Origin of the sequence: Marinomonas posidonica, from assembly GCF_043643765.1 — a bacterium.
Taxonomy (GTDB): Bacteria; Pseudomonadota; Gammaproteobacteria; order Pseudomonadales; family Marinomonadaceae; genus Marinomonas; species Marinomonas posidonica_A.
Window position 1 is genome coordinate 34,769 of sequence record NZ_JBHZSP010000016.1, and the last position, 19,600, is coordinate 54,368.

A 19,600-nucleotide genomic window follows, 5' to 3' on the forward strand; every position below is an offset into this window, starting at 1 on the left:
ACGGGTCTTAAATCCCTATTAATTGTATGGAGCATGTTTATGAAAGCGGCAAAAAAAACAGCAATCCGATTGACTCTTTTAGCCAGTCTCATCTCAAGTACTTCTGTCATTGCAGCAGACCAAGTCACTTTTCAGCTAGATTGGTTACCAGGTGGTGATAAAGCACCTGTCTATGTAGGGATTCAACAAGGATTTTTTGCCGAGGAAGATTTGGACGTCAGCATCGCCAGCGGGCGAGGTTCTACCGATGCCTTAACCAAAATGGCCACAGGACAATCAGACATAGGCAGTTCAGACATCAGTGCCTTAATGGCAGCAAAAGCACAAGACAACGTACCAGTGGTTGCCGTTATGCCCTATTTCACGCAAGCACCGCACGCTTTCTTCGCCTTAAAAAGCAGTGGTATCCGTTCCATCAAAGATCTAAAAGGCAAAAAAGTCGCCACCTCTCCTTTTACTTCTTCAAACGCCTTCTTACCTTTGGTATTGAAAGAAAACAACTTAACAGAAGATGACATCAAGCTGGTGAAGTCCGATCCAGGCGCTTTGGCACCTATGATGATCACGGGGAATACCGACGCCATCATAGCTTGGGTGACCAACACGGCATTATTTATCGCACAAGCAAAAGAAGCGGGCAAAGAGATTGTTGAAATGCCTTGGTCTGATTCTGGCTTGTCTTTATACAGTTCATCTCTACTCGCTTCCGAGCGCTTCCTAGAGGAACGTCCCGATGTGGCGAAACGCTTCATTAAAGCCTTTGCTAAAGCCGTTAAATTTACCTATGAAAATCCGCAAGTCGCTGGGGAAGATCTTCACAAGATGGTGCCAGAAGTGGATGCCGACATAGTGGCTGCCCAAATAAAAAGCATTACAGGCTTAGTCTTTAACGATGTCACAGAGCAAGATGGCTTTGGTCACTTCACTTCTGAGCGTATCAAACAAACGTGGCAATATGCCGCTGAGGCCAATGGTCTAAGCCAAGACGCCCTTACCCCTGAAACAGCAGTAAACAGCCGTTTCTTCAAGTAATTCAACTGTTATAAATCAAGGTAGTCTTTACATGGATCAAGCAAAAAACTCTGCCTACGTCAGTATGCAAGGCGTCGGCCACCAATACGACTCTCAAGCCCCACTGGTCGTAAAAGACATAGACTTGGATATTCATCGCCACGAATTTGTGGCGGTGGTTGGCCCTTCCGGCTGCGGTAAATCTACGTTACTTCGCATGGTATCTGGCTTACTTATTCCTTCTCAAGGACAGGTTTCGGTATTCAATCGCCCGGTTACGGAACCCCGAGACGACGTGGGAATTGTGTTCCAAAAGGCCAACCTATTACCTTGGTTGACGGTTCGTAAAAACGTCTTATTTCCGCTCAAACACAAATATGGCAGTTATTCTGCCGCGGACGAGAAACGCGCTAACGAATTATTGGAGATGGCGGGGTTAACTCAGTTTGCGGATAAAATGCCCGATGAATTGTCTGGTGGTATGCAGCAAAGAGTTGGCATAGTGCGCGCCTTGCTGTTGAACCCCGACATTTTATTAATGGACGAACCTTTTTCCGCGTTAGATGCCCTAACACGAGAACAAATTGGATTTGATCTCTTAAAAATATGGCGAGAGCACCCTAAAACGGTCCTTTTCATCACCCACTCCATCAGCGAAGCCGTATTACTGTCTGACCGAATTCTGGTGATGAGTAAACGCCCTGGTACGGTGTTGGATTTGATCGAAGTGGATCTACCTCGTCCTCGCTCTTCTAAAACCATCAATTCTCCCCGCTTTGCAGAGTTAACCGACCTAATTCGAGGCTATATTTATGAACCAGATGTCCCAGCATAAACCTTGGCTTGCGCAACAAGCAAACCGTTTTGCTCCTGCACTCTTCTTTATTGGGTTAGTGGTATTGTGGGAGCTCGTTTGTCAGCTTGGTAAGGTACCGAATTACATCTTACCTTCGCCCTCTGCCATCATCACGGCTTTCTTCAATGTGGATTTTTCACGCTGGATGGTGCATTTATGGGCCACATTGAGAGTGGCATTGATGGGCTTTGCCCTGTCTATTTTAATTGCCATTCCGATGTCCATTGGCATGATGCGCTCTCAACTGATGAATCGTATCCTTTACCCAGCCTTGATTGTCATTCAATCAACGCCGGTGGTGGCGGTAGCACCATTGATCATCGTCTTGCTAGGCACAGACGACCCTTCACGTGTGCTGATTACCTGCTTAATCACCTTTTTCCCATTAGTCGTTTCGACCACCACAGGTATGTTGGAAACGCCACCTGAAATGATCGAACTTAGCCAGTCCTTGCGCGCCCCTCGCTACCGTGAAACCTGGCAAATTCGAATTCCCTATGCCATCCCACATATTTTCAGTGGCTTACGTGTTTCCATTACCCTTGCGATTATTGGTGCTGTGGTGGCGGAATTTGTTGCCGCGGAAGAAGGTCTGGGGTATTTCATCCAGTTCTCCACCTCTTTCTTTAAGATTCCTCAAGCCTTTGCCGGTTTGATCTTCTTATCCATCATAAGCTTATTGTTGTTTAAATCTGTGCAGTGGATTCAAGCTTGGCTGTTTCCTTGGAGCTTACCTAAAAAGCGCAGTTAAGGCAGGTAACAAAAAAGACAGACAACAATATTTAACTCATATTAAGCACACTAATTAGAGAATAAGCATGACCTTTGTAGAACAGGACACAGCCTTATCCGACCAAGATAAAATCTTCCTCCGCCAAAGCTTTGCTTTGGCGGAGGAAGCCAAACAACAAGGCATTCACCCATTCGCCGCTCTCTTAGTAGATGCACAAGGCAACATCCTCATGACACAGGTAAATGGCTATTTACCTGACTTTGATATGACAGGTCATGCAGAACGCAAACTGATGACCCGAGCCAGCAAGGCTTATCGCCCCGACTTTCTCGCCGATTGCACCATGTATGTTTCAGCAGAACCTTGCGCTATGTGTGCCGGAGCGTCCTACTGGGCAGGCTTGGGAAGATTGGTCTATGGACTCAGCGAAGCTAGCCTAAAAGACATTACTGGCAATCACCCTGAAAACCCAACTTTGGATCTTCCCTGTCGCACTGTGTTTGACTCTGGTCAACGCCAAGTTAAAGTGATTGGCCCTTGTTTGGAAAAAGAGGCCGCAAAATTGCATGAAGATTTCTGGTAATACCAAGATTTTATAAAATTCGGAGTAGAAGCTGTCAGGCGATTCAAACCAGTCTCGCTAGGTCATTGCTCCATTTCCCAACAGTAAGATTAGGAGATGTTATGACCGCTTCATACTCACTTGAAGAACTCAATCGTGAAACTACCTTTGGTGGTGCCGGACAAGACGCCGACGACAGAGAAGTTCGCGTCATCGATATGAGCGATTTTGAAAATCGTCGCGATGAAATACGCGAACAACTTTGGCTCGCTGCCACAGAAATTGGCTTTTTCCAACTCAGTCATCATGGCATTGCCCAGCAAGATATTGACGCTGCTTTCGTGGAATCTGAACGCTTCTTTGCGTTACCAGAAAGCATTAAGAACCAATATCCCAGACCCAAAGGCGTCAATGCAGGCTGGGAAAGTCGAAGCCAAATTCGTCCTTCTACTGGTACGCAAGATCAAAAAGAATCCTACCAAATTACTCAGTATCATATGGATGGTCTCTGGCCAACGGAGAAAGAGTTGCCCGATTTTCAAGCCAATACTCTGGCATTCGAAAAACAATGCTGGGAGCTTGGCATGAAGGTGCTGTCTTGCTTTGCCGAAAAGCTTGGGTTCGAACAAGATTTCTTCAGTAAAGCGCATGATCCACAACAAACGGATTATCAAAGTACCTTGCGCTTGCTGCATTACTACCCAACCCATGGAGTGACAGAGCAAGGCAATATATGGCGTGCTGGCGCGCACACCGACTTTGATTGCCTGACTCTGCTCTTCCAGCATGAAGGTCATGGAGGATTACAAGTCTGCCCAGGAGAAGAAGCCCAAAGCCAGCGTTGGACGAACATCCCTCCTCGTGGCGATGTCATTACCTGCAATATCGGTGACATGCTAATGCGCTGGAGCGACGATCAACTCAAATCAAATTTACACCGAGTTCGCCAACCAAGAATCGATGAGTACTGTGGCAGTCGCCACTCTATCGCTTTCTTTTGTCAGGCCAATAAATCGCAACTTATCCAAGGGCCAAATAAACGCTATCAGGCCATTCGTGCTGATGACTTTCTCAATCAGCGTATCCAAGCCAACTTTGTTGAAAGCAAATAAACCCCATTCGCCAAGTTGCATAAAACGTAGCTTGGCTTTATTAAACTAAAAATTCGTTTATAAAAACGCACAAGTTTTTAAAACATATCTATACTCAATATCGTAGGAGGTTGTCTTTATAAACATACTTTATAAGCTGAACTAACATGCGTAAAACCATCATTATCTATTTCAATATTTTGCTAGTGGGGATTATTTTAGTTCTCTACTTACCCACTTATAGTAATACCAAACAAACCAATAATGCCCTTTACACTATAGACGGAGATTCTCTAATCTTCCCCTATTCGCTGAGTAACATGCGCTTACCAAGCTCACATCAAGATGCTGAATATACTTTACGAGTAGGGTTGTATCGCACATTAGAGCAAGCAACAAATAAAGCACAAAGCATCCAATTCAATGCACCTCTTCTGGTAATAAAAGCTAAAGACAATCAAAAAGAGTGGTTCTTTGTTTTAGTAGGTCGTTATTCTAGCGAACTCACCGCTGAACAAGCGAAACGACAATTGCAGGATAATGGTGTGTCTTCGACTATCAGTGTGTGGCCCACAATTCCAAATAATCGTTAAGAGTCTAATGCGCTACATCCATCCAAATGTCAGCGCATCAGTCGTCATTCATACTATGCTGATGTGTTATTAGGTACGCCTGCAAAATCTATAGTTCCCCCTTCTGCACAAGCAAAACAAAACTCTTCCCCATTCACCAAAACGGCACAACCAAAGCCTTTAGTATGTCCTGGAGCAGGATCAGCGAAAGCAGCATTAAAATACTGCTTAGAAATCCCACCATTTGAGAAAAAAATTTGAGTGTGCCCTTGGTCTAAAATGTCCTGCAGCTCTGCCGTTACATCGAGGGTCGAATTTTTTGAGGCTGATATTGCTGCCCCCCAAAAAGCAGATCTGACCATGTAGATACTTTGTGTCATCGTATTGCTCCTTTCAGTTTAAATTCACCAAATAAAATCAGGGTGGTATACAGACATATAAAAAACGTCTTTAACTACCTGTCGTCTCCCATTTAGAAGAACCACTCCATAATCAAACGAAGTGGATTTTGTCTCTTCTTAAACAAGGATATAAATTTGCAAGCGATAGAGATTGGCCTCAAAGCGGATATTCACGGGGAAAATCGTGACGAGCGACACAAGTTAATTTAGGTATTGTTCATAGTAAATCTGCCAAGCTTTACTGTTCACTGTGGTGAGTATTTGTCTATTGATGGGTTTGGTGAGTGAGCTGTTTCTTGTCATTATGATGGAATAGTTCTTTTGCTCTAAATCAAGCGGCAAAACCGTTACACCTTTTAAATAGCCTGAGCTAATCAGAAACTGCATTTCTTCTTTACTGTGTATAAAGGCATCCAAGCGTTTTTCTTGTAGACCAAGCATAACTTGACTCCACGAGAACAATTGCTGACTATCTTGAAGACCGTGTTCCTGTAAAAAGTCCACGACACTCTGGCCTTTTAAATCGGAATCAAGCGCATTCAGATAGGCTATTTTCTTACCGTCTAAATCCTTTACATTGCTTATTTGCGCCCCTAAGCCTTGCAGGGTTAATGCGGATGTCAATAATGCGGTCACGATGGAGACAAAGCTCACCCCAAAAAACATCAAAATGATCACCAATACTTGCCCTACTCTATGCTTCACCTCAAAGGGACTTCCCTGCCCCGAAAACACCAATAAGGTTGCCCATATCATGGCGTTGTAAAACCCCCTTAATGGGCCATCGGTAAACAGGGGATTGAGGCTTTTATGTTCTGCTTGCCAGTACAATAAAGCAGTACAAACCATCATGGATAAGAGCACCAGTAGAACGAAAAGAGTCTCCATAAAAGGGAAGTTTTGCAACAAACGAACAAGACTTGCCCAACCAGACTCTTCTGCCACTAATACACCAATGTGGCCTTTAAAATAACTGTGAGAAAAGTCTGCCACACCTTCCACATCAGCATTAGGGACAAAAGGCCCAAGCACCACATCAACCTCTTGCTGACTAAGCGCGCTGACTATGTCTTGATCATCCACAAACTCTGTAAATCGATACGAAAGCTGTAGGCAGTCTGCTATCTCTCGCCACAAGTCGGCCGTAATGCCAGACCAACCAGCATTATCAATCACAGTAGCATTTGATTCATAAAGGAAAGGAGGAGAAAACTTCACCGCAACGATAAGGGGTTTCGTATTATCCGTCTTGGCAACGTCCAAACACTCGGCGTGGGCAACCGTAGCAGTCGCGAGTATGAACAGTCCCATAGCGAGAATAAAACGAATGAGACTCATGGCTGCCTGCCAGAAAAATACACGTTCATTTGAGCAGGAGAATGAAAATAATATTTCGGCTGGTAACTCACCAAATCTTCGAATTTGTTGTAGCCCCACAAAGCCGCAACAGAAGCGATACCAGCACGCTTAGCACAAAGTAAATCGGCTGGGGCATCGCCTATCATTAAAGTGCGTTCAGCGCAGGCGTCATAGTACTTCATGTAGTCAATCAACACGGTGGGGTCAGGCTTTGCAGGCGCTTGATCCGCTCCCATCACTTGATCAAAATACTGCAACAGGCTCAAACGATTCAATAATTCCCCTGCTCGTTGGCCGTCCTTCCCTGTGGCAACACATAAGGTTTTCCCTTGTTTTTTTAAGGTTTTTAATAACTCATCCATGCCTTGGTATGGCTGCACATAAGCCGCCAAATAACGACTGTGACGAACGAAATAGGGAGACAATTCTTCGGGAAGCCCCAACTCCCTCATAATCTGCTTAAAACCTTTCCCCAAATGCTTCTGATATTCACTGAATAAAGCCTCAACAGAACGACTTGTTACGGAAAATCCAAAATAATCAAATAAAGAAGCTCTAAACGCCATCTTCATCACCATTAAACTATCGACTATTACCCCATCCATATCAAAAATGAGTAATTGATAATCTTCTGCTGCTTGAGTCACTATATGGTCGTTGTGAGTATCAAGGTTCGGCATACAAAACCTCTGACACATCGTCAAAAAGATAAAGCCCTGTTTCTTTGGCATACGCCTGATAAATAGCAGGTAAGCGGTTATTACAAAACTGTTTGGTTTTGCGAGCCGCCAATCCAACTAAAAACTGCTCCGCTCGTTTAACGCTACTATCAACAAGCGCCAGCTCTTGTCTGTCAAATTTCATCAAATTCACCAGCTCTTTGCCCTGCTCCTGACCTGCGATAGCAACCGTCATCATACCGCCGTCGTCGACAAAGTTGGTACCAGCCCCTAAAACAGGGTATTTAGCATGAGCAATCGTCCAATGGATCAATTGTTTAGCGGGTACAAACTGATTACTCCTAGCTTGAGTTTTCACTTGCTGATAATTGGCTATCAATAACATGGCTTTATTCTCGTTAGCCTGTTCAACCTGCTGCTTCCATTGTGCAAATGTGTCAACAGTAGCAGGCTCAATAAGCTGTAAAGGAAACCAGCTAAATTGACGATAACCAGCTAGTTCTCGCTGTGCCGTTGGAGAATTATCATTGAGTGGTAAAACGGCTGTTGCTCTTTCGTCGCCACAATAAAGACTCAAATCCAATAAGGTTTCAGACAGGGAAACGAAATTCTTATGCTCATAGATTCCTTGGGTATTGACGGCCTCAAAGTAGCCATATGGCTTCACACTGTAATTCACGCCGGCAAAGATAATTTGTGGCAAAGCGTCCCAGTCTTTTAAGTACGTTTGTTGATAGAAATCGATATTCTGATCAGGGCAATCCTGACTGAATAGCTGCTCTGCCAGACTTTGCTCAGGGAAACGCTTATCCTCATAGGCAAGATAATGCGCACCAATCAGCTGTTGCGCCAAATCATCGACCAAAAGAATGTAGTTTGGCTTCCAATCGTTAATGCCATACAAAACGTCCCTTGTTGCACGACGACGAAAATTACACCCATTATGGTTTTTTAAATCCATGTAATGAAAGCGAACCTGTGTAGACGGAAAGTCGCTTTTAAGTTTATTTAGTATGCCTTCATCGATTGAGTTAACCCAACTCAAATCCGTGTTATAGGAATGAATCACATACACCCTAGGCTCGTTCTTTTTATGCTGCCAAACCAATACCACAGCAATAGATACGACAAACAGAATGGTCAATTTAATGGCACTGTTAATCATTTTCATGTTTTCAATCTCCTTAAATCAATGCTTGATGCGTCCAATAAGTTAAAGAGGCACATAATGCGACCACCCGAGCAAAACAGAACCAAAGATTGGATGTCAGAAAGGCTTTCTGCATGTCTTTGTGCAATAGTTTTTCATCGTTTAAAGCTGAACCGACCTGTGCGGCGACACCGTGTTGATAGGAAAATATGAAAGATTCACTCAGTAATAACAGGCAAAAGCCCAGAACCCAAGGAGACAAAGCAGAACTGCCTGAAACAGAAATCAAGACACTCATTAAAATGACAAAAGTAGGCGCGCCTGGGAAAAACAGACGAGTGCCAAAGACCACCAGACTAAGCAATAAAATACCTTCAAGTGGGCGGTTTGAGATGTATATTCCCAGCCACTTTAAGTGTTCAAATACTAATAAATCTAAATTCAAATGTTGGATCATCGGGCCCCAAGACACAATGGAGGCAATAAACAACAAGGTAGGCCAATCGACTCGACTGCGCATATCGGCAACTGTTAAACCATCAAACAAAAAGACCGCCATAGCAATGAATAAGGCAATCCAAGCCAATTCGATATGGTGAAAAGACATGGTTAAAATAGCGCCGACTAAGATCATCATGGAGACCATGGCGCCTTTCTCTTTATTGTCTAGGCCGCCCAATGATTTAAATTCTTGCTTTAACCTCTCTATTTCATGACTCGAAACTGTCTCTTCATGACGACAACGCCATAACAGCCATAACAGATAAAAGGCCAATAAAACTAAACCTGCTATAAAAGTGCTTTGCAGCCAATTGCCCCACTGAAAGTAGAACTGCGTCTGCATATCCAAAAAGCCTAGCATCACAAAATTAAGAGGATTTCCCGTTAAAAATACGGTGCAAAGCAAGAAACCACCTTGGAGTGCACTCACTTGCAACGTCGCCTGACGATGAGGGTTGCTGGACAATCTTGCGAGGTCTAATGCCAAAGGCGTCATAATGGCAGACCGTCCTAATGGCGAAGGGATAAGAGTAGATAGTGACACCCCCAGACCAAATAGAATAAAGGGTTGCGTAAAACGATTATTTGGTAAGCTGGTGATCAGCCATAAAGAAATTCTTCTTGCTAAACCGGAAGAACTTATCATGGCGGCGAATAAAAACATGCCGAGCACCAAGAAAATGACATTTGATCCGAACCCAGCCATCACCACATCTCGTGGCGCTAAATTCAATATTACGGATAACGCAGTGACCAAGAGAGAAGGCACAAAATTAGGTGTGAGTCTAAACACCCACATGCTCACAGCACCTGCAATGAGCGCCAAAAAAATCACGCCCTCAGAACCCGACTGATCAACAACCTGTTGAGGCAATTTGAAGAACAAAAATAAGGGGAGAGATAACGTCACCAGCCAACCAATGAGTTTAAAAAGTGCCTCATTTTTAATACTGGAATTTATTTCAGCCGATTCCAAAGCGGATTTATCAAGAATATCGTTCATATAATACGCTCTAATCATTATTTAAAAAGATAAAACATCTTCTTAAATAACGAACGATATAACTTGGTGAAAACACTTAAAAAATACGACTTTATTATTTATAACATCACGATATATATTTTCATAAAACTATGAAAACAATTAGAAAATATAAAAATAACGATAACAGCATAGGCATCTTATAAAATAGACAAATAGCATTTTCGTATTACTTTCTATCGCTTCCATTCAACCGCTAAGTCAAACAACAAATCCCTTTTATCTAGAGAAGGTGAAACATTCAGACATAGAGTAAACAAGAACATTGAAATCGAAAAACTTACAAAAGATAACAAATAGTTAGCTCAACATAATCTGCAACCCAACCCTATCACCATGCTATTTTCCATGGTTATAAACGGCCTGAATCGCATTTTTACAATCAGATTCACCGTCCATTCGCATATTTCACCGCATACTCAGTATGAACCACCAATTAAAAAACCTAATTTGAGATCTAGGATTAAAGTTCAAACCGAAATCATAAAAGGAATTAAATTATGATAAATGAGCTATCCTATAGTTATATACCCCCTAATGATTTACGCGTTACACCATACAGTTTTACTTCTCAACGTTATCAGAATTACCCTATTCTTGGGCATTCTGATGCCATCATTCGAGTAAAAAAGCAGATAGAGTTCGCTTCTCGCCTCCCTTTTGCCATCTTTCTTTCCGGTGAAAATGGCTGTGAAAAAACCGCAGCCGCTTGGCATATTCATCATCTTAGTAAGAAACAAAAAGGCAAATTTATCTGCGTTCCAGCCAATCTAATTGATGCGATCTCTTACAAAGAGCACTTATTAAAAAGCATGCAGTTAGCAAAAGAGGGGACGCTTTATATCGAAGACATTGATTATTTAAGTGACGCCAACAAAGATGTCTTAATCTCTCTTTTCTCAGATGACGATTTTTTTATGGGCCTGAAGCAAAATCAGATTCATCTCATCATCTCATGCGCAAAAATGGATCTTTCCTGTCAGCCTCAACAATGGATGAATGAAATATTCGGCGTCACTACCCCTCAGTTTAACTTTCATCTACCGCCGTTAAGAGAACGACCTGAAGACATCCAAGAACACATAGGCTTTATCTTATCTAGCCTCGAACTGAACTTAGACATAACAGACTCCGCCCTATCTCTGCTAAAACAATACGATTGGCCTGGTAATATCGTCGAATTACATAGACTGATCTTATTTTTGGCGTCGTGTTGTGATGCCAAAATAACCGCCAAAGACATTCTTGACCTTGGCATTATTGACATCACCTCACCGCCTTTCAAAGACGAGCTCATTGACCGACTACTCAGTCACCAACTGGATGGTTATGACCACCTTCACCCCAGTATTCAAAAAGCATTAAACTTTCTAAGTCTAAACTTTCTAGATGAAGTATGTTTAGAAGGCGTTGCCGCCGCTGCCTTTACTAGCCCATCCCACCTATCCTTTCTGTTCAGAGAGCATTTAAGCCTCTCGTTTAAACCCTTACTCAATCAAATGAGGATTGAGTTTGCTAAACGTAAAATAGCTGAATATCCCAATCACAGTATTACGGATATTTGTCTACAATCTGGGTTTGGTGATTTGAGTCATTTTGAGAAAATGTTCAAGCGTTATTCTGGCTGCACGCCCAGAGAATACCGAAACCAGCAGCGTAAGAAACGTAAACATGCTTATGCTTCATAACAAGAAAGTCATCGTGTCTAAGGTATAACCACTAGATGAAAAAATCTCTGACGCAAGCGTCAGAGATTTATTAACAAACATCCGCTAGTTTCCAGCCGCTTTAGAATGAGATTTAGCGTCTTCTGAATACGTATCACATCGTCATTGACTGTGACTAAAATTAGCCGACACATTGATTTATAAGCCGTTTTCAATTCCCCCCAAACAAACGAATAAGTCTTTCAACATTAAACGGACATGAATCTTAGGGATCGGCGAAAGTTCGGCTTTTTCGCGTCAAAAAACGGCATATTTGCAAGCGATTAGCGCCAAAAAAACACAGTCAAATTGCGCATGATGATTCCCCTCATTTGACCAAGTTTTAAACAAAACACTTATCTAACCTGACACAGTCATCTCATCAGCCTGTTATGCAATGACTTAAATTTTTAATGCTGACATCCAGTCGTCTACAAACGGTTATGAAATCAGGGGATTGGACATTTCAGCAATAAGAAAGGTTGAGAAAGATGATAAGCAGAGCAGGAAATTCGCTCTAAAAACGCTCAAATTTTTGATAATCAAGGAGACAATAATGTCTGGATTAGCTTCAATGGCACAACAATTTAGCGGCTTACCGATGAAATCCCTTCTCGGTGCCCCTCTGAAAGCAGCAACCGATGCCAACGGCATGATGGCACGCACTCAAACCCAGTTCATGTTGAGTACCTGCTTCGACAAAAAAGGCGATGATTTGGAACCCATTATGGTGTCTTTCAACATCACTCGCTCAATTGTTAAACCGGATGGCACGGCCGCGACGCCCCCAACCGCAACAGTCAAATTCACGCTACCTTTGCTGACATTGATCCCGCTCAACTCTTTGGCAGTAGACGACGTGAAAGTACACTTTGAAATGGAAGTCAAAAGCTCTACGTCAAAAGACAATGAAAGCAGCCAAGAGCAAGAAACGGCTGCTAAAGCGGATATCACAGCCAAATACAATGCGGGCTTATTCTCCGTTGAAGTACATGGCTCAGTTTCCCATAACAGTAAGTCTTCCTCTTCTCAGAAAGAGCATTACGAAGCGTCTAACCAGGCCAAGTACGAAGTAGATGTGCACGCTGGACAACTGCCTCTGCCAACGGGTGTGACCACCATTATCAATGCCTTCACTAAAAACATCGATCCAATCATGTTGAAAGATGAAGCAACAGCCGCTCAATAACGGTTCAACCTAGTGAGTAGCGTGGAAGCGAGTTAATCTCGCTTCCACTTTCCGCTTTTTATATAAAAAAGGAAAAGAGAATGATTGAATTTCAAGCGTTAATGCGTGCTATCCATAAGAGCGTTAAGGATGCTGCTAAATCCGTTGAAGGTGAAACCATCGATTTCATCAAACGTTTTTTTGATGAAGAAGAAAGAGACGACCCAAAAGATCCACACAATACGACCCCCGTATTGCGCCCCAAAACCTGTGCTATGGAGTTTCCCAGTCGTACCGCGGATGGCATTGAAAATGTCACGGCCGAAATCCCCATTTTGGCACTCTGCCCTATTTCTTCCCCACGGATCACTGAAGTGAAATTTTCAACGGAATTGGAAGTGACCACCAGTAAAGACGACAAACTCATGGTGTCTTTCCCAGATCCAAATAAGAAACGCAGTCTCATGGGAGGGAATAAAGACAGCTCTGACTCAGCCAACACCAAAATTGAAATCACCTTAACGGGAAGCGAACCGCCAGAAGGCTTAAAACGCCTAATCGAAGGTTATGAGCGCACCTTAAGAGCACAAATTCCAGGCTAATTCAGCTTAATGTATGATTAGAAGGAACACCCAATGGCCACTAAAAGTATCGCAAATCAATTTTCGGGACTGCCGATGAAAGCACTCATTGGTGCGCCCTTAAAAGCCGCCACCGATGCCAATGCAATGATTGCGCAATCTCAAACACAGTTCATCATCTCCAACTGCTTTGAAAAAGCTTCTGAGGAAAGCAACGACCTGCGTCCAGTGATGATTAAGTTTCAATTAGAGAGGCAGGTACTGACAACGCAAGGTACCCCTAGTGCGAAGCCAATAAAAATGGACTTCGCGATCCCGTTAATGACCTTAATTCCGATTAATTCACTGGCAATTGAGACGCTGAAAATTTCCTTTCAAATGGAAGTCAAAAGCTCACGAGAATTTACCAAAGAAACCTCAACAGAACGTAAACAACGCTCTACTAGCAAAGGCATGACAGACGCTTATAAGTCTCATGAATTTGATACCGAACTACATGGAACCTTATCGAGTAAAGGTAAAGACTCTGGTAATTCTTCCGCGGGCGCTAATTACGAAGTCAGCCTGACCGCAGGACAATTGCCATTGCCCAAAGGTATGACAGCGATTTTGGATATATTCACCAAAAACTTGGCCCCACTTCCAGCAAAAGATTAGCATCACCTTAATAAGGAGAAACAAGATGAGTGTTAAAACTGAAATCAACTGCCCAGATTGCCAATCCCCTATCGTTATTGAATCCAATTTACTGCTAGCGGGGCAAAGCTTTAAGTGTTCCAATCCTAAATGTCACACCTCTATTTCCCTTTCTTTCTCGGAAACACAAAAAGTGGCTCAGGCATTCAATAAGTTTGAAGAAATTCGCCAGGACGCCGTAGAACAAGCACAACACGTCTCATGAAACACAAACGATAAGTAGCAATTCGACTCAGCGCGAATTGTTACTTGTTTCCTCTGTAAAGATTTTACATTGATCCTGCCATAACAATCAGTTACATTTATTTACAAATCATTTACCTTACTGGAAATGATTGATCAAGCTATCCCCAAACCCAATATGATATTTGAAAGGAATTCACTGTGACTAAATTACATAAGTCTTTTGCTTTTGTACTGACCTTTGTTTTGGCTGGCCTTGCGACGTCAGCAAACGCCATCGAAAACAGAAAAACCTTATGTGTGCATGGTAATGAAAACCGCGTAATTGAAGTGGTTTACCCAGAAGGTAATCGTCTACCTTGTGAAGTTCAGTACACTAAAGCGGGAAACACTAAGACACTTTGGAACGCTAAAAATAAAGCAGGATACTGTGAAAACAAAGCGGCCGAATTTGTCGAAAAACAAATCGCCTGGGGCTGGTCTTGTGATTTAGTGGAAGACATGAAAGAAGAACTCACAGCACAATAAGCCATTCTTTGTGAATAGCAGGGCCAGCAGACATGCTGGCCTTTTTATATCTTCGCATCGAATCACTTTCGCCCTGCTCAAATAGACACTCTTCCCTTCTCAAAGTTAAGCCTCTCCATACTAGCCAGACACTTAATCGCCGTCACATTCAATAGGCTTATTGACAATGAATTACTCCGTAAATTACTCCATTAATTACACCGCAATCCCCCTAATTTTGACCAAGAGAGTCCACATCATTTACTAGACAATAAACAGACATCAAAGCAATTGTGGAGAAGATTTATGGGCAGGAATTTTACAGACAAATCACAAATTTCTCAGGACGGTAAGGGAATCTGTGGTTTCACGCATATGATTCAGTTATTGATCGACAACAACAAAATGACACTGGAGGACTTCGAACGACTTTACGGCAGTAGCACCAATTTTGCTGAACATTGGCTCAGAACACAGATCGAGCACGATCACTTAATTGGTACAGATAAAGTGGCCACCGCACTGAATCAATCGCTCAATTTTACGGGGGACTTTGGTGGTGAATACAGTAACATCACACTCGAGAAATTATTAGGCGTAACCCATTGGGATTGGACGAAACGTCCTGGTTTTGCGCTGGTTCCCGAAGCCATCTGTGACTACCTAGAACGTAAGTATCGCCTTCCAATGATGATCCAAATATTCAATCGATATCCCACCATTGACGAGCTTTGGAGCAATACCACCAAGCACCTAGGAGAAGGCATTTATGGCATCATGAAAGCGCAAGGTGCCGGCCCTCAAAAAGACCAAATTCAACACTATGTGTACATCGACAAAAAAGGTGAGTTAATGACTTGGACGGAAACCGGCGATGCGGCAAAACGAAAAATTAAAGCCAATGGTTTTGAACACGTTGTCGTTCGACTCTTCCCTAAAAAATAACCAGAATACTCAGGGGAAACGTTACTCATCCTATTCTCAAGCCCACTTTACTCCGTATAAATAAGTGGGCTTGTTACCTTGTAAATATCTAAAACTCGGCCAATCGAAACCCAGCTATTTTATGAACTTCTTGCATCGCGCGATCAAATTCGGTTCGCCAATCATTTGGACTTCTTTCCATAAACCCAGCCAAAATTTGTGCTTTCGTTGCCCCTTTTACTGCCATGATAAAAGGAAAACCAAATTTACTGCGATACGCATCATTCAATTGTAAAAAGTGAGCTAACTCATCTTCACCGCATTGATCTAATCCGGCTCCGGCTTGTTCCGATTTAGACGCATCAGTCAGCTCACCTGAAAGCGCTGCTTTACCAGCGAGATCTGGATGTGCTCTAAGCAAGATTAATTTCTCCTCCTCTGTACTGGCATCCACAATGCCTCGCATCGCCTGTTGAATGTTCGATATATCATCGTAAGAACCCGTTGGATGCTGCAATTTAAGTCGCCAAAGCTGCTCCGCAACCCAAGAGGAATGCTCATAAATACTACCAAGTAGTGTTACGAATTCCATTTCATCTGTGGTCGTTAGTACGGCTTCTCGCTTAGACATTTCATTTCTCCAACCACCCACCACAAACAAGACGTGATAGGAACATCGTTTAAAAACCATAAAACATATGGCACATTTATTGACTACTATGAAACAATGCTTTCATCATCATTTCAACCAATGGACGTTTGATCTGCAAAAAATAGGCTAACTTCACCTATTGAACTTTATTGAGGAGACAAAATGGGCTATCTCACAACACACATTCTAGACACCACAAAAGGCATGGCAGCAGCCGGTGTGAAAATACAGTTATTTCGACATGATCATAATGGTCAAAAAGAGCTAATTCATTCTACGATATCCAACGAAGATGGGCGCTGTGATGCGCCACTACTAGACAAGCAAGACTTTGTCTGCGGAGTGTATGAACTGGAGTTTGCCATAGAAGACTATTTCCGACAGCAAGGCGTTCCATTGCCTAGCCCAAGCTTTTTAAACCTAGTTAATATTCGCTTTGGCATCAGTGACGACTCTTCGCACTATCACATTCCATTGCTGGTTTCGCCTTATTCTTACAGCACGTATCGCGGTAGCTAGTGCGATTTACCGCCACGCCATCGCACCAAGAAAATGCATCCGCACCAAGTTAACTCACTACTTTCATCCTTCTACATAAAATGACTCACTCTGGTGAGTCATTTTTTTGTCCACCTGTTCAACAAACGCTTTCACTCAAAGCCAATAAAACAAAGGTTTCAGAAATTATTTTTTAGGATCATTTGTTTCGTGGCACATTTATTGCGACTAAAGACAGCAATAAGCGATCCAAATTAGACAAACAATCAACATCTGTATTTAGCAATGAGGTAATAACAAGATGAAAGCATTGATCATTGGCGCTGGTATCGGTGGTATGTCCGCTGCAGCGGCTCTTAAACAACAAGGTATTGAATGTGACATCTTTGAAGCCGTAAAAGAAATTAAACCGGTCGGAGCTGCACTGTCTATTTGGTCAAATGGCGTCAAATGTATGAATCATCTCGGCATGGGCCACATCATGGATCAACTGGGTGGCCCCATGCATTATTTAGCCTACCAGGATGGCCTAACGGGTACAGTAATGACGCAATTTAGCTTAACGCCATTAGTCGAAGCGGTGGGTGAACGCCCTTGCCCAGTGTCTCGCGCCGATCTACAAAGCCAAATGATCGATTGGTGGGGCAAAGAGAAAATTCAATTCGGCAAACGCATTGAATCCGTTGAACAATCAGAGGATGGCGTAACAGCCTACTTCACCGATGGAACACAAGCATCAGGCGACTTCATCATTGCTGCCGACGGTACGCACTCAAAAGTGCGCGCTCATGTCTTAGGTTATGAAACCGAACGTCGTTATGCGGGTTATGTTAATTGGAATGGCTTGGTGGACATAGACGAAGACATTGCCCCAGCAAACCAATGGACAACCTTTGTGGGCGAAGGCAAACGCGTCTCCATTATGCCAATCGCCGATAGTCGTTTTTATTTCTTCTTCGATGTGCCACTACCAAAAGGACTGGATGAAGACAGAAACAGCGTTAAACAAGATTTAACAGGATACTTTGCAGGCTGGGCTGAGCCAGTGCAAAAGCTGATCTCGGCCATCGACCCTGAAACCACTAATCGCATCGAAATTCATGACATTGAACCGTTCGACACCTTGGTAAAAGGTAAGATTGCTCTGCTGGGTGACTCGGCGCACAGCACCACACCGGACATAGGCCAAGGTGGCTGCTCCGCACTGGAAGACGCCGTAGTGTTGGGACAATGCTTCGCCAAAAACACAGACATAGAAGCCGCCTTGCTCGACTATCAATCCGAACGCCGATTCCGCGTGAAAGATCTGGTTCTAAAAGCACGTAAACGCTGTGATGTTACTCATGGAAAAAACATGCAGGAAACTCAAGCTTGGTACGATGAACTACGCCAAGAAAAAGGTGACAACATCATCGAAGGCTTGCGCAATACCATAGTCGGTGGGCCACTGGCCTAGCTCAACCCGATTACCTCCCCCAGTATGCTTGCTGGTTTGTTTTCCCACTCATAGTGACTACTGTGAGTGGGCTTTTTTTACCTGCCAACACAGTCGATTGATCCCGTCGCAAATTTGCCTTTCGTTACCCGATTAGTAAATAATGATTCTTTCATGTTTGTTTAGGGAAGTTGCTCACAAAGCATCAGTCCGAAAAGAACACAATAACAACAAATGTTCGCTCAGCAGAAACTATCTTTCTGCCCTAAAAGGACGGTAATCAATGTCACTCACTGACTTATCAAAAGTGCAAACAGTTCGTCTCAGTAATCGCCAGATCACCGTTGATATATTAACGCTTGGCGCGAGTCTTCAAGCCGTCTATTTAAAAGGCTACCAACACTCCATGGTGCTCGGTTCTCAGCAAGTTGCGGATTACTTAGGCCCATGTCGATATTTTGGCGCCATTGTGGGACGAGTAGCGAATCGAATTGCCAATAGCCAGGCAAAAATTGGGGATCATCTTTATCAACTCACCCCTTCTTCCCCTAGCCCACACCAACTACACGGTGGTCCAAATGGGACCGATTGTAAAAACTGGCAGATCATCAAACAATCCGATGACAGGGTCACCCTTCAAGTCACGCTACAAGATAAAGAGATGGGATTCCCTGGTAAGCTTATCATTGCGGTCACGTACCAACTATTGGAACAAGGCTTGGAAATGAAGATCCAAGCCTCAAGCAACCAACTTACCTTATGCAACCTAGCCGGCCACAGCTACTTTAATCTAGATGGCCATGGCTCTATTCTGGACCACAAACTTTGCGTCCATGCAGACCATTATCTCCCTGTCGATCAAGACCTAATCCCAACCGGCGAAGTCAGCCCCACTGCTGGCAGTCAATTCGACTTCACCCATCTACGCACAATCGGTCGTGACGATTACCCCGGCCTTGATACCAACTTTTGCTTGTCTTTGGCCCCAAGAGCGATCCAAAAAGTCGCGACGCTTAAAGCCCCTTTGACAGGCATAGAACTAGAACTGCAAACCACCGAACCAGGTCTTCAAATATACGATGGTCGCCATATCGCCCTACCAGCAAGCAACAGCATTAATCAAGTGGCCTTAACAGGCTACTCAGGCTTGGCGCTTGAAGCGCAACATTGGCCCGATGCGGTTCATCATTCCCACTTCCCGCCCATTTTACTGGACGCAGAAGAAACTTATGAGCAAATCACACAATACCTCTTTCGCTAGGCACTGAAGACGCTCGACCACTCGCAAAGCA

The 19,600-nt window shown here is 43.4% G+C and carries 22 protein-coding genes; 16 read left to right on the plus strand and 6 right to left on the minus strand.

Features of this window, described 5'->3' with window-relative positions; all coding sequences use genetic code 11:
• The first annotated feature begins 39 nt into the window (after nucleotides 1-39).
• The 6 genes from ACHUFM_RS16360 to ACHUFM_RS16385 all read left to right on the plus strand — a co-directional run bounded on the left by ACHUFM_RS16360 (nucleotide 40) and on the right by ACHUFM_RS16385 (nucleotide 4,846).
• A complete protein-coding gene (locus tag ACHUFM_RS16360) occupies nucleotides 40-1,032 on the plus strand; it encodes an ABC transporter substrate-binding protein (RefSeq protein WP_394183557.1) in 993 nt (330 codons plus the stop codon).
• Nucleotides 1,033-1,063: 31 nt separating this feature from the next.
• Complete coding sequence (locus ACHUFM_RS16365) at nucleotides 1,064-1,846, plus strand: ABC transporter ATP-binding protein (protein ID WP_394183559.1); 783 nt, start codon at nucleotides 1,064-1,066, stop codon at nucleotides 1,844-1,846.
• A complete protein-coding gene (locus ACHUFM_RS16370) occupies nucleotides 1,824-2,618 on the plus strand; it encodes an ABC transporter permease (protein ID WP_394183561.1) in 795 nt (264 codons plus the stop codon). Before ACHUFM_RS16365 ends, ACHUFM_RS16370 begins: the two co-directional genes overlap by 23 nt.
• Before the next feature lie 67 nt (nucleotides 2,619-2,685).
• Nucleotides 2,686-3,183, plus strand: coding sequence for a nucleoside deaminase (locus tag ACHUFM_RS16375; RefSeq protein WP_394183563.1), 498 nt, complete (start codon nucleotides 2,686-2,688; stop codon nucleotides 3,181-3,183).
• A 101-nt stretch (nucleotides 3,184-3,284) separates the two neighbouring features.
• Nucleotides 3,285-4,274 carry an isopenicillin N synthase family dioxygenase gene (locus ACHUFM_RS16380; protein ID WP_394183565.1) on the plus strand — a complete coding sequence of 330 codons (990 nt, stop codon included), beginning with the start codon at nucleotides 3,285-3,287 and terminating at the stop codon, nucleotides 4,272-4,274.
• A 146-nt stretch (nucleotides 4,275-4,420) separates the two neighbouring features.
• The gene (locus ACHUFM_RS16385) at nucleotides 4,421-4,846 is read left to right on the plus strand and encodes an SPOR domain-containing protein (RefSeq protein WP_394183567.1); all 426 of its coding nucleotides are present in this window, start codon (nucleotides 4,421-4,423) and stop codon (nucleotides 4,844-4,846) included.
• Between the two features lie 53 nt (nucleotides 4,847-4,899).
• Here the strand turns inward: ACHUFM_RS16385 and ACHUFM_RS16390 are convergent, their stop codons facing one another.
• From ACHUFM_RS16390 to ACHUFM_RS16410, 5 genes are all read right to left on the minus strand, one after another.
• The gene (locus tag ACHUFM_RS16390; RefSeq protein ID WP_394183569.1) at nucleotides 4,900-5,205 is read right to left on the minus strand and encodes a hypothetical protein; all 306 of its coding nucleotides are present in this window, start codon (nucleotides 5,203-5,205) and stop codon (nucleotides 4,900-4,902) included.
• Nucleotides 5,206-5,427: 222 nt separating this feature from the next.
• Entirely contained in the window at nucleotides 5,428-6,564 is a 1,137-nt protein-coding gene (locus ACHUFM_RS16395; protein ID WP_394183571.1) for a transporter substrate-binding domain-containing protein, read from the minus strand.
• Nucleotides 6,561-7,265, minus strand: coding sequence for an HAD family hydrolase (locus ACHUFM_RS16400; protein ID WP_394183573.1), 705 nt, complete (start codon nucleotides 7,263-7,265; stop codon nucleotides 6,561-6,563). Before ACHUFM_RS16400 ends, ACHUFM_RS16395 begins: the two co-directional genes overlap by 4 nt.
• Nucleotides 7,252-8,436, minus strand: coding sequence for a hypothetical protein (locus tag ACHUFM_RS16405; RefSeq protein ID WP_394183575.1), 1,185 nt, complete (start codon nucleotides 8,434-8,436; stop codon nucleotides 7,252-7,254). The genes ACHUFM_RS16400 and ACHUFM_RS16405 overlap by 14 nt, the downstream gene beginning before the upstream one ends.
• 13 nt (nucleotides 8,437-8,449) lie before the next feature.
• Nucleotides 8,450-9,919: an SLC13 family permease gene (locus ACHUFM_RS16410; protein ID WP_394183577.1), complete on the minus strand. Its 1,470-nt coding sequence runs from the start codon at nucleotides 9,917-9,919 to the stop codon at nucleotides 8,450-8,452.
• Between the two features lie 539 nt (nucleotides 9,920-10,458).
• Between ACHUFM_RS16410 and ACHUFM_RS16415 the strand changes: the two genes are divergently transcribed.
• The 7 genes from ACHUFM_RS16415 (at nucleotide 10,459) to ACHUFM_RS16445 (ending at nucleotide 15,744) form a co-directional block, all read left to right on the plus strand.
• The gene (locus tag ACHUFM_RS16415) at nucleotides 10,459-11,646 is read left to right on the plus strand and encodes a helix-turn-helix domain-containing protein (protein ID WP_394183579.1); all 1,188 of its coding nucleotides are present in this window, start codon (nucleotides 10,459-10,461) and stop codon (nucleotides 11,644-11,646) included.
• Between the two features lie 574 nt (nucleotides 11,647-12,220).
• The gene (locus tag ACHUFM_RS16420; RefSeq protein WP_394183581.1) at nucleotides 12,221-12,853 is read left to right on the plus strand and encodes a DUF2589 domain-containing protein; all 633 of its coding nucleotides are present in this window, start codon (nucleotides 12,221-12,223) and stop codon (nucleotides 12,851-12,853) included.
• An 80-nt stretch (nucleotides 12,854-12,933) separates the two neighbouring features.
• Nucleotides 12,934-13,434 carry a DUF2589 domain-containing protein gene (locus tag ACHUFM_RS16425; RefSeq protein ID WP_394183583.1) on the plus strand — a complete coding sequence of 167 codons (501 nt, stop codon included), beginning with the start codon at nucleotides 12,934-12,936 and terminating at the stop codon, nucleotides 13,432-13,434.
• A 33-nt stretch (nucleotides 13,435-13,467) separates the two neighbouring features.
• Nucleotides 13,468-14,070, plus strand: a complete 603-nt coding sequence (locus ACHUFM_RS16430; RefSeq protein WP_394183585.1) for a DUF2589 domain-containing protein — start codon at nucleotides 13,468-13,470, stop codon at nucleotides 14,068-14,070.
• 25 nt (nucleotides 14,071-14,095) lie between these two features.
• Complete coding sequence (locus ACHUFM_RS16435) at nucleotides 14,096-14,314, plus strand: hypothetical protein (RefSeq protein WP_394183586.1); 219 nt, start codon at nucleotides 14,096-14,098, stop codon at nucleotides 14,312-14,314.
• Between the two features lie 179 nt (nucleotides 14,315-14,493).
• Complete coding sequence (locus ACHUFM_RS16440; RefSeq protein WP_394183588.1) at nucleotides 14,494-14,820, plus strand: hypothetical protein; 327 nt, start codon at nucleotides 14,494-14,496, stop codon at nucleotides 14,818-14,820.
• Nucleotides 14,821-15,105: 285 nt separating this feature from the next.
• On the plus strand, nucleotides 15,106-15,744 hold the full coding sequence (locus tag ACHUFM_RS16445) for a hypothetical protein (protein WP_394183590.1): 639 nt from the start codon (nucleotides 15,106-15,108) through the stop codon (nucleotides 15,742-15,744).
• A gap of 88 nt (nucleotides 15,745-15,832) precedes the next feature.
• Here ACHUFM_RS16445 and uraD read toward each other — a convergent pair whose 3' ends face one another.
• Nucleotides 15,833-16,354, minus strand: coding sequence for a 2-oxo-4-hydroxy-4-carboxy-5-ureidoimidazoline decarboxylase (gene uraD, locus ACHUFM_RS16450; RefSeq protein WP_394183592.1), 522 nt, complete (start codon nucleotides 16,352-16,354; stop codon nucleotides 15,833-15,835).
• A gap of 183 nt (nucleotides 16,355-16,537) precedes the next feature.
• On the opposite strand from uraD, the gene uraH reads away from it, so the two are divergent.
• The 3 genes from uraH to ACHUFM_RS16465 all read left to right on the plus strand — a co-directional run bounded on the left by uraH (nucleotide 16,538) and on the right by ACHUFM_RS16465 (nucleotide 19,569).
• Nucleotides 16,538-16,894, plus strand: coding sequence for a hydroxyisourate hydrolase (uraH, locus tag ACHUFM_RS16455; RefSeq protein ID WP_394183593.1), 357 nt, complete (start codon nucleotides 16,538-16,540; stop codon nucleotides 16,892-16,894).
• Between the two features lie 280 nt (nucleotides 16,895-17,174).
• Nucleotides 17,175-18,329, plus strand: coding sequence for an FAD-dependent urate hydroxylase HpxO (gene hpxO / locus ACHUFM_RS16460; protein ID WP_394183595.1), 1,155 nt, complete (start codon nucleotides 17,175-17,177; stop codon nucleotides 18,327-18,329).
• Between the two features lie 262 nt (nucleotides 18,330-18,591).
• Nucleotides 18,592-19,569 (plus strand): aldose epimerase family protein, encoded by a 978-nt coding sequence (locus tag ACHUFM_RS16465; protein ID WP_394183597.1) that lies wholly within the window; start codon nucleotides 18,592-18,594, stop codon nucleotides 19,567-19,569.
• The last annotated feature ends 31 nt before the right edge of the window (nucleotides 19,570-19,600 follow it).

Coding starts and splice junctions, on each gene's coding strand:
- ACHUFM_RS16360 (WP_394183557.1), top strand. CDS start 40: ATGAAAGCGGCAAAAAAAACAGCAATCCGATTGACTCTTTTAGCCAGT.
- ACHUFM_RS16370 (WP_394183561.1), top strand. CDS start 1,824: ATGAACCAGATGTCCCAGCATAAACCTTGGCTTGCGCAACAAGCAAAC.
- ACHUFM_RS16415 (WP_394183579.1), top strand. CDS start 10,459: ATGATAAATGAGCTATCCTATAGTTATATACCCCCTAATGATTTACGC.
- ACHUFM_RS16395 (WP_394183571.1), bottom strand. CDS start 6,564: ATGAGTCTCATTCGTTTTATTCTCGCTATGGGACTGTTCATACTCGCG.
- ACHUFM_RS16430 (WP_394183585.1), top strand. CDS start 13,468: ATGGCCACTAAAAGTATCGCAAATCAATTTTCGGGACTGCCGATGAAA.
- ACHUFM_RS16400 (WP_394183573.1), bottom strand. CDS start 7,265: ATGCCGAACCTTGATACTCACAACGACCATATAGTGACTCAAGCAGCA.
- ACHUFM_RS16435 (WP_394183586.1), top strand. CDS start 14,096: ATGAGTGTTAAAACTGAAATCAACTGCCCAGATTGCCAATCCCCTATC.
- uraH (WP_394183593.1), top strand. CDS start 16,538: ATGGGCTATCTCACAACACACATTCTAGACACCACAAAAGGCATGGCA.
- ACHUFM_RS16465 (WP_394183597.1), top strand. CDS start 18,592: ATGTCACTCACTGACTTATCAAAAGTGCAAACAGTTCGTCTCAGTAAT.
- ACHUFM_RS16365 (WP_394183559.1), top strand. CDS start 1,064: ATGGATCAAGCAAAAAACTCTGCCTACGTCAGTATGCAAGGCGTCGGC.
- ACHUFM_RS16410 (WP_394183577.1), bottom strand. CDS start 9,919: ATGAACGATATTCTTGATAAATCCGCTTTGGAATCGGCTGAAATAAAT.
- ACHUFM_RS16385 (WP_394183567.1), top strand. CDS start 4,421: ATGCGTAAAACCATCATTATCTATTTCAATATTTTGCTAGTGGGGATT.
- uraD (WP_394183592.1), bottom strand. CDS start 16,354: ATGTCTAAGCGAGAAGCCGTACTAACGACCACAGATGAAATGGAATTC.
- ACHUFM_RS16425 (WP_394183583.1), top strand. CDS start 12,934: ATGATTGAATTTCAAGCGTTAATGCGTGCTATCCATAAGAGCGTTAAG.
- ACHUFM_RS16405 (WP_394183575.1), bottom strand. CDS start 8,436: ATGAAAATGATTAACAGTGCCATTAAATTGACCATTCTGTTTGTCGTA.
- ACHUFM_RS16420 (WP_394183581.1), top strand. CDS start 12,221: ATGTCTGGATTAGCTTCAATGGCACAACAATTTAGCGGCTTACCGATG.
- hpxO (WP_394183595.1), top strand. CDS start 17,175: ATGAAAGCATTGATCATTGGCGCTGGTATCGGTGGTATGTCCGCTGCA.
- ACHUFM_RS16445 (WP_394183590.1), top strand. CDS start 15,106: ATGGGCAGGAATTTTACAGACAAATCACAAATTTCTCAGGACGGTAAG.
- ACHUFM_RS16375 (WP_394183563.1), top strand. CDS start 2,686: ATGACCTTTGTAGAACAGGACACAGCCTTATCCGACCAAGATAAAATC.
- ACHUFM_RS16390 (WP_394183569.1), bottom strand. CDS start 5,205: ATGACACAAAGTATCTACATGGTCAGATCTGCTTTTTGGGGGGCAGCA.
- ACHUFM_RS16380 (WP_394183565.1), top strand. CDS start 3,285: ATGACCGCTTCATACTCACTTGAAGAACTCAATCGTGAAACTACCTTT.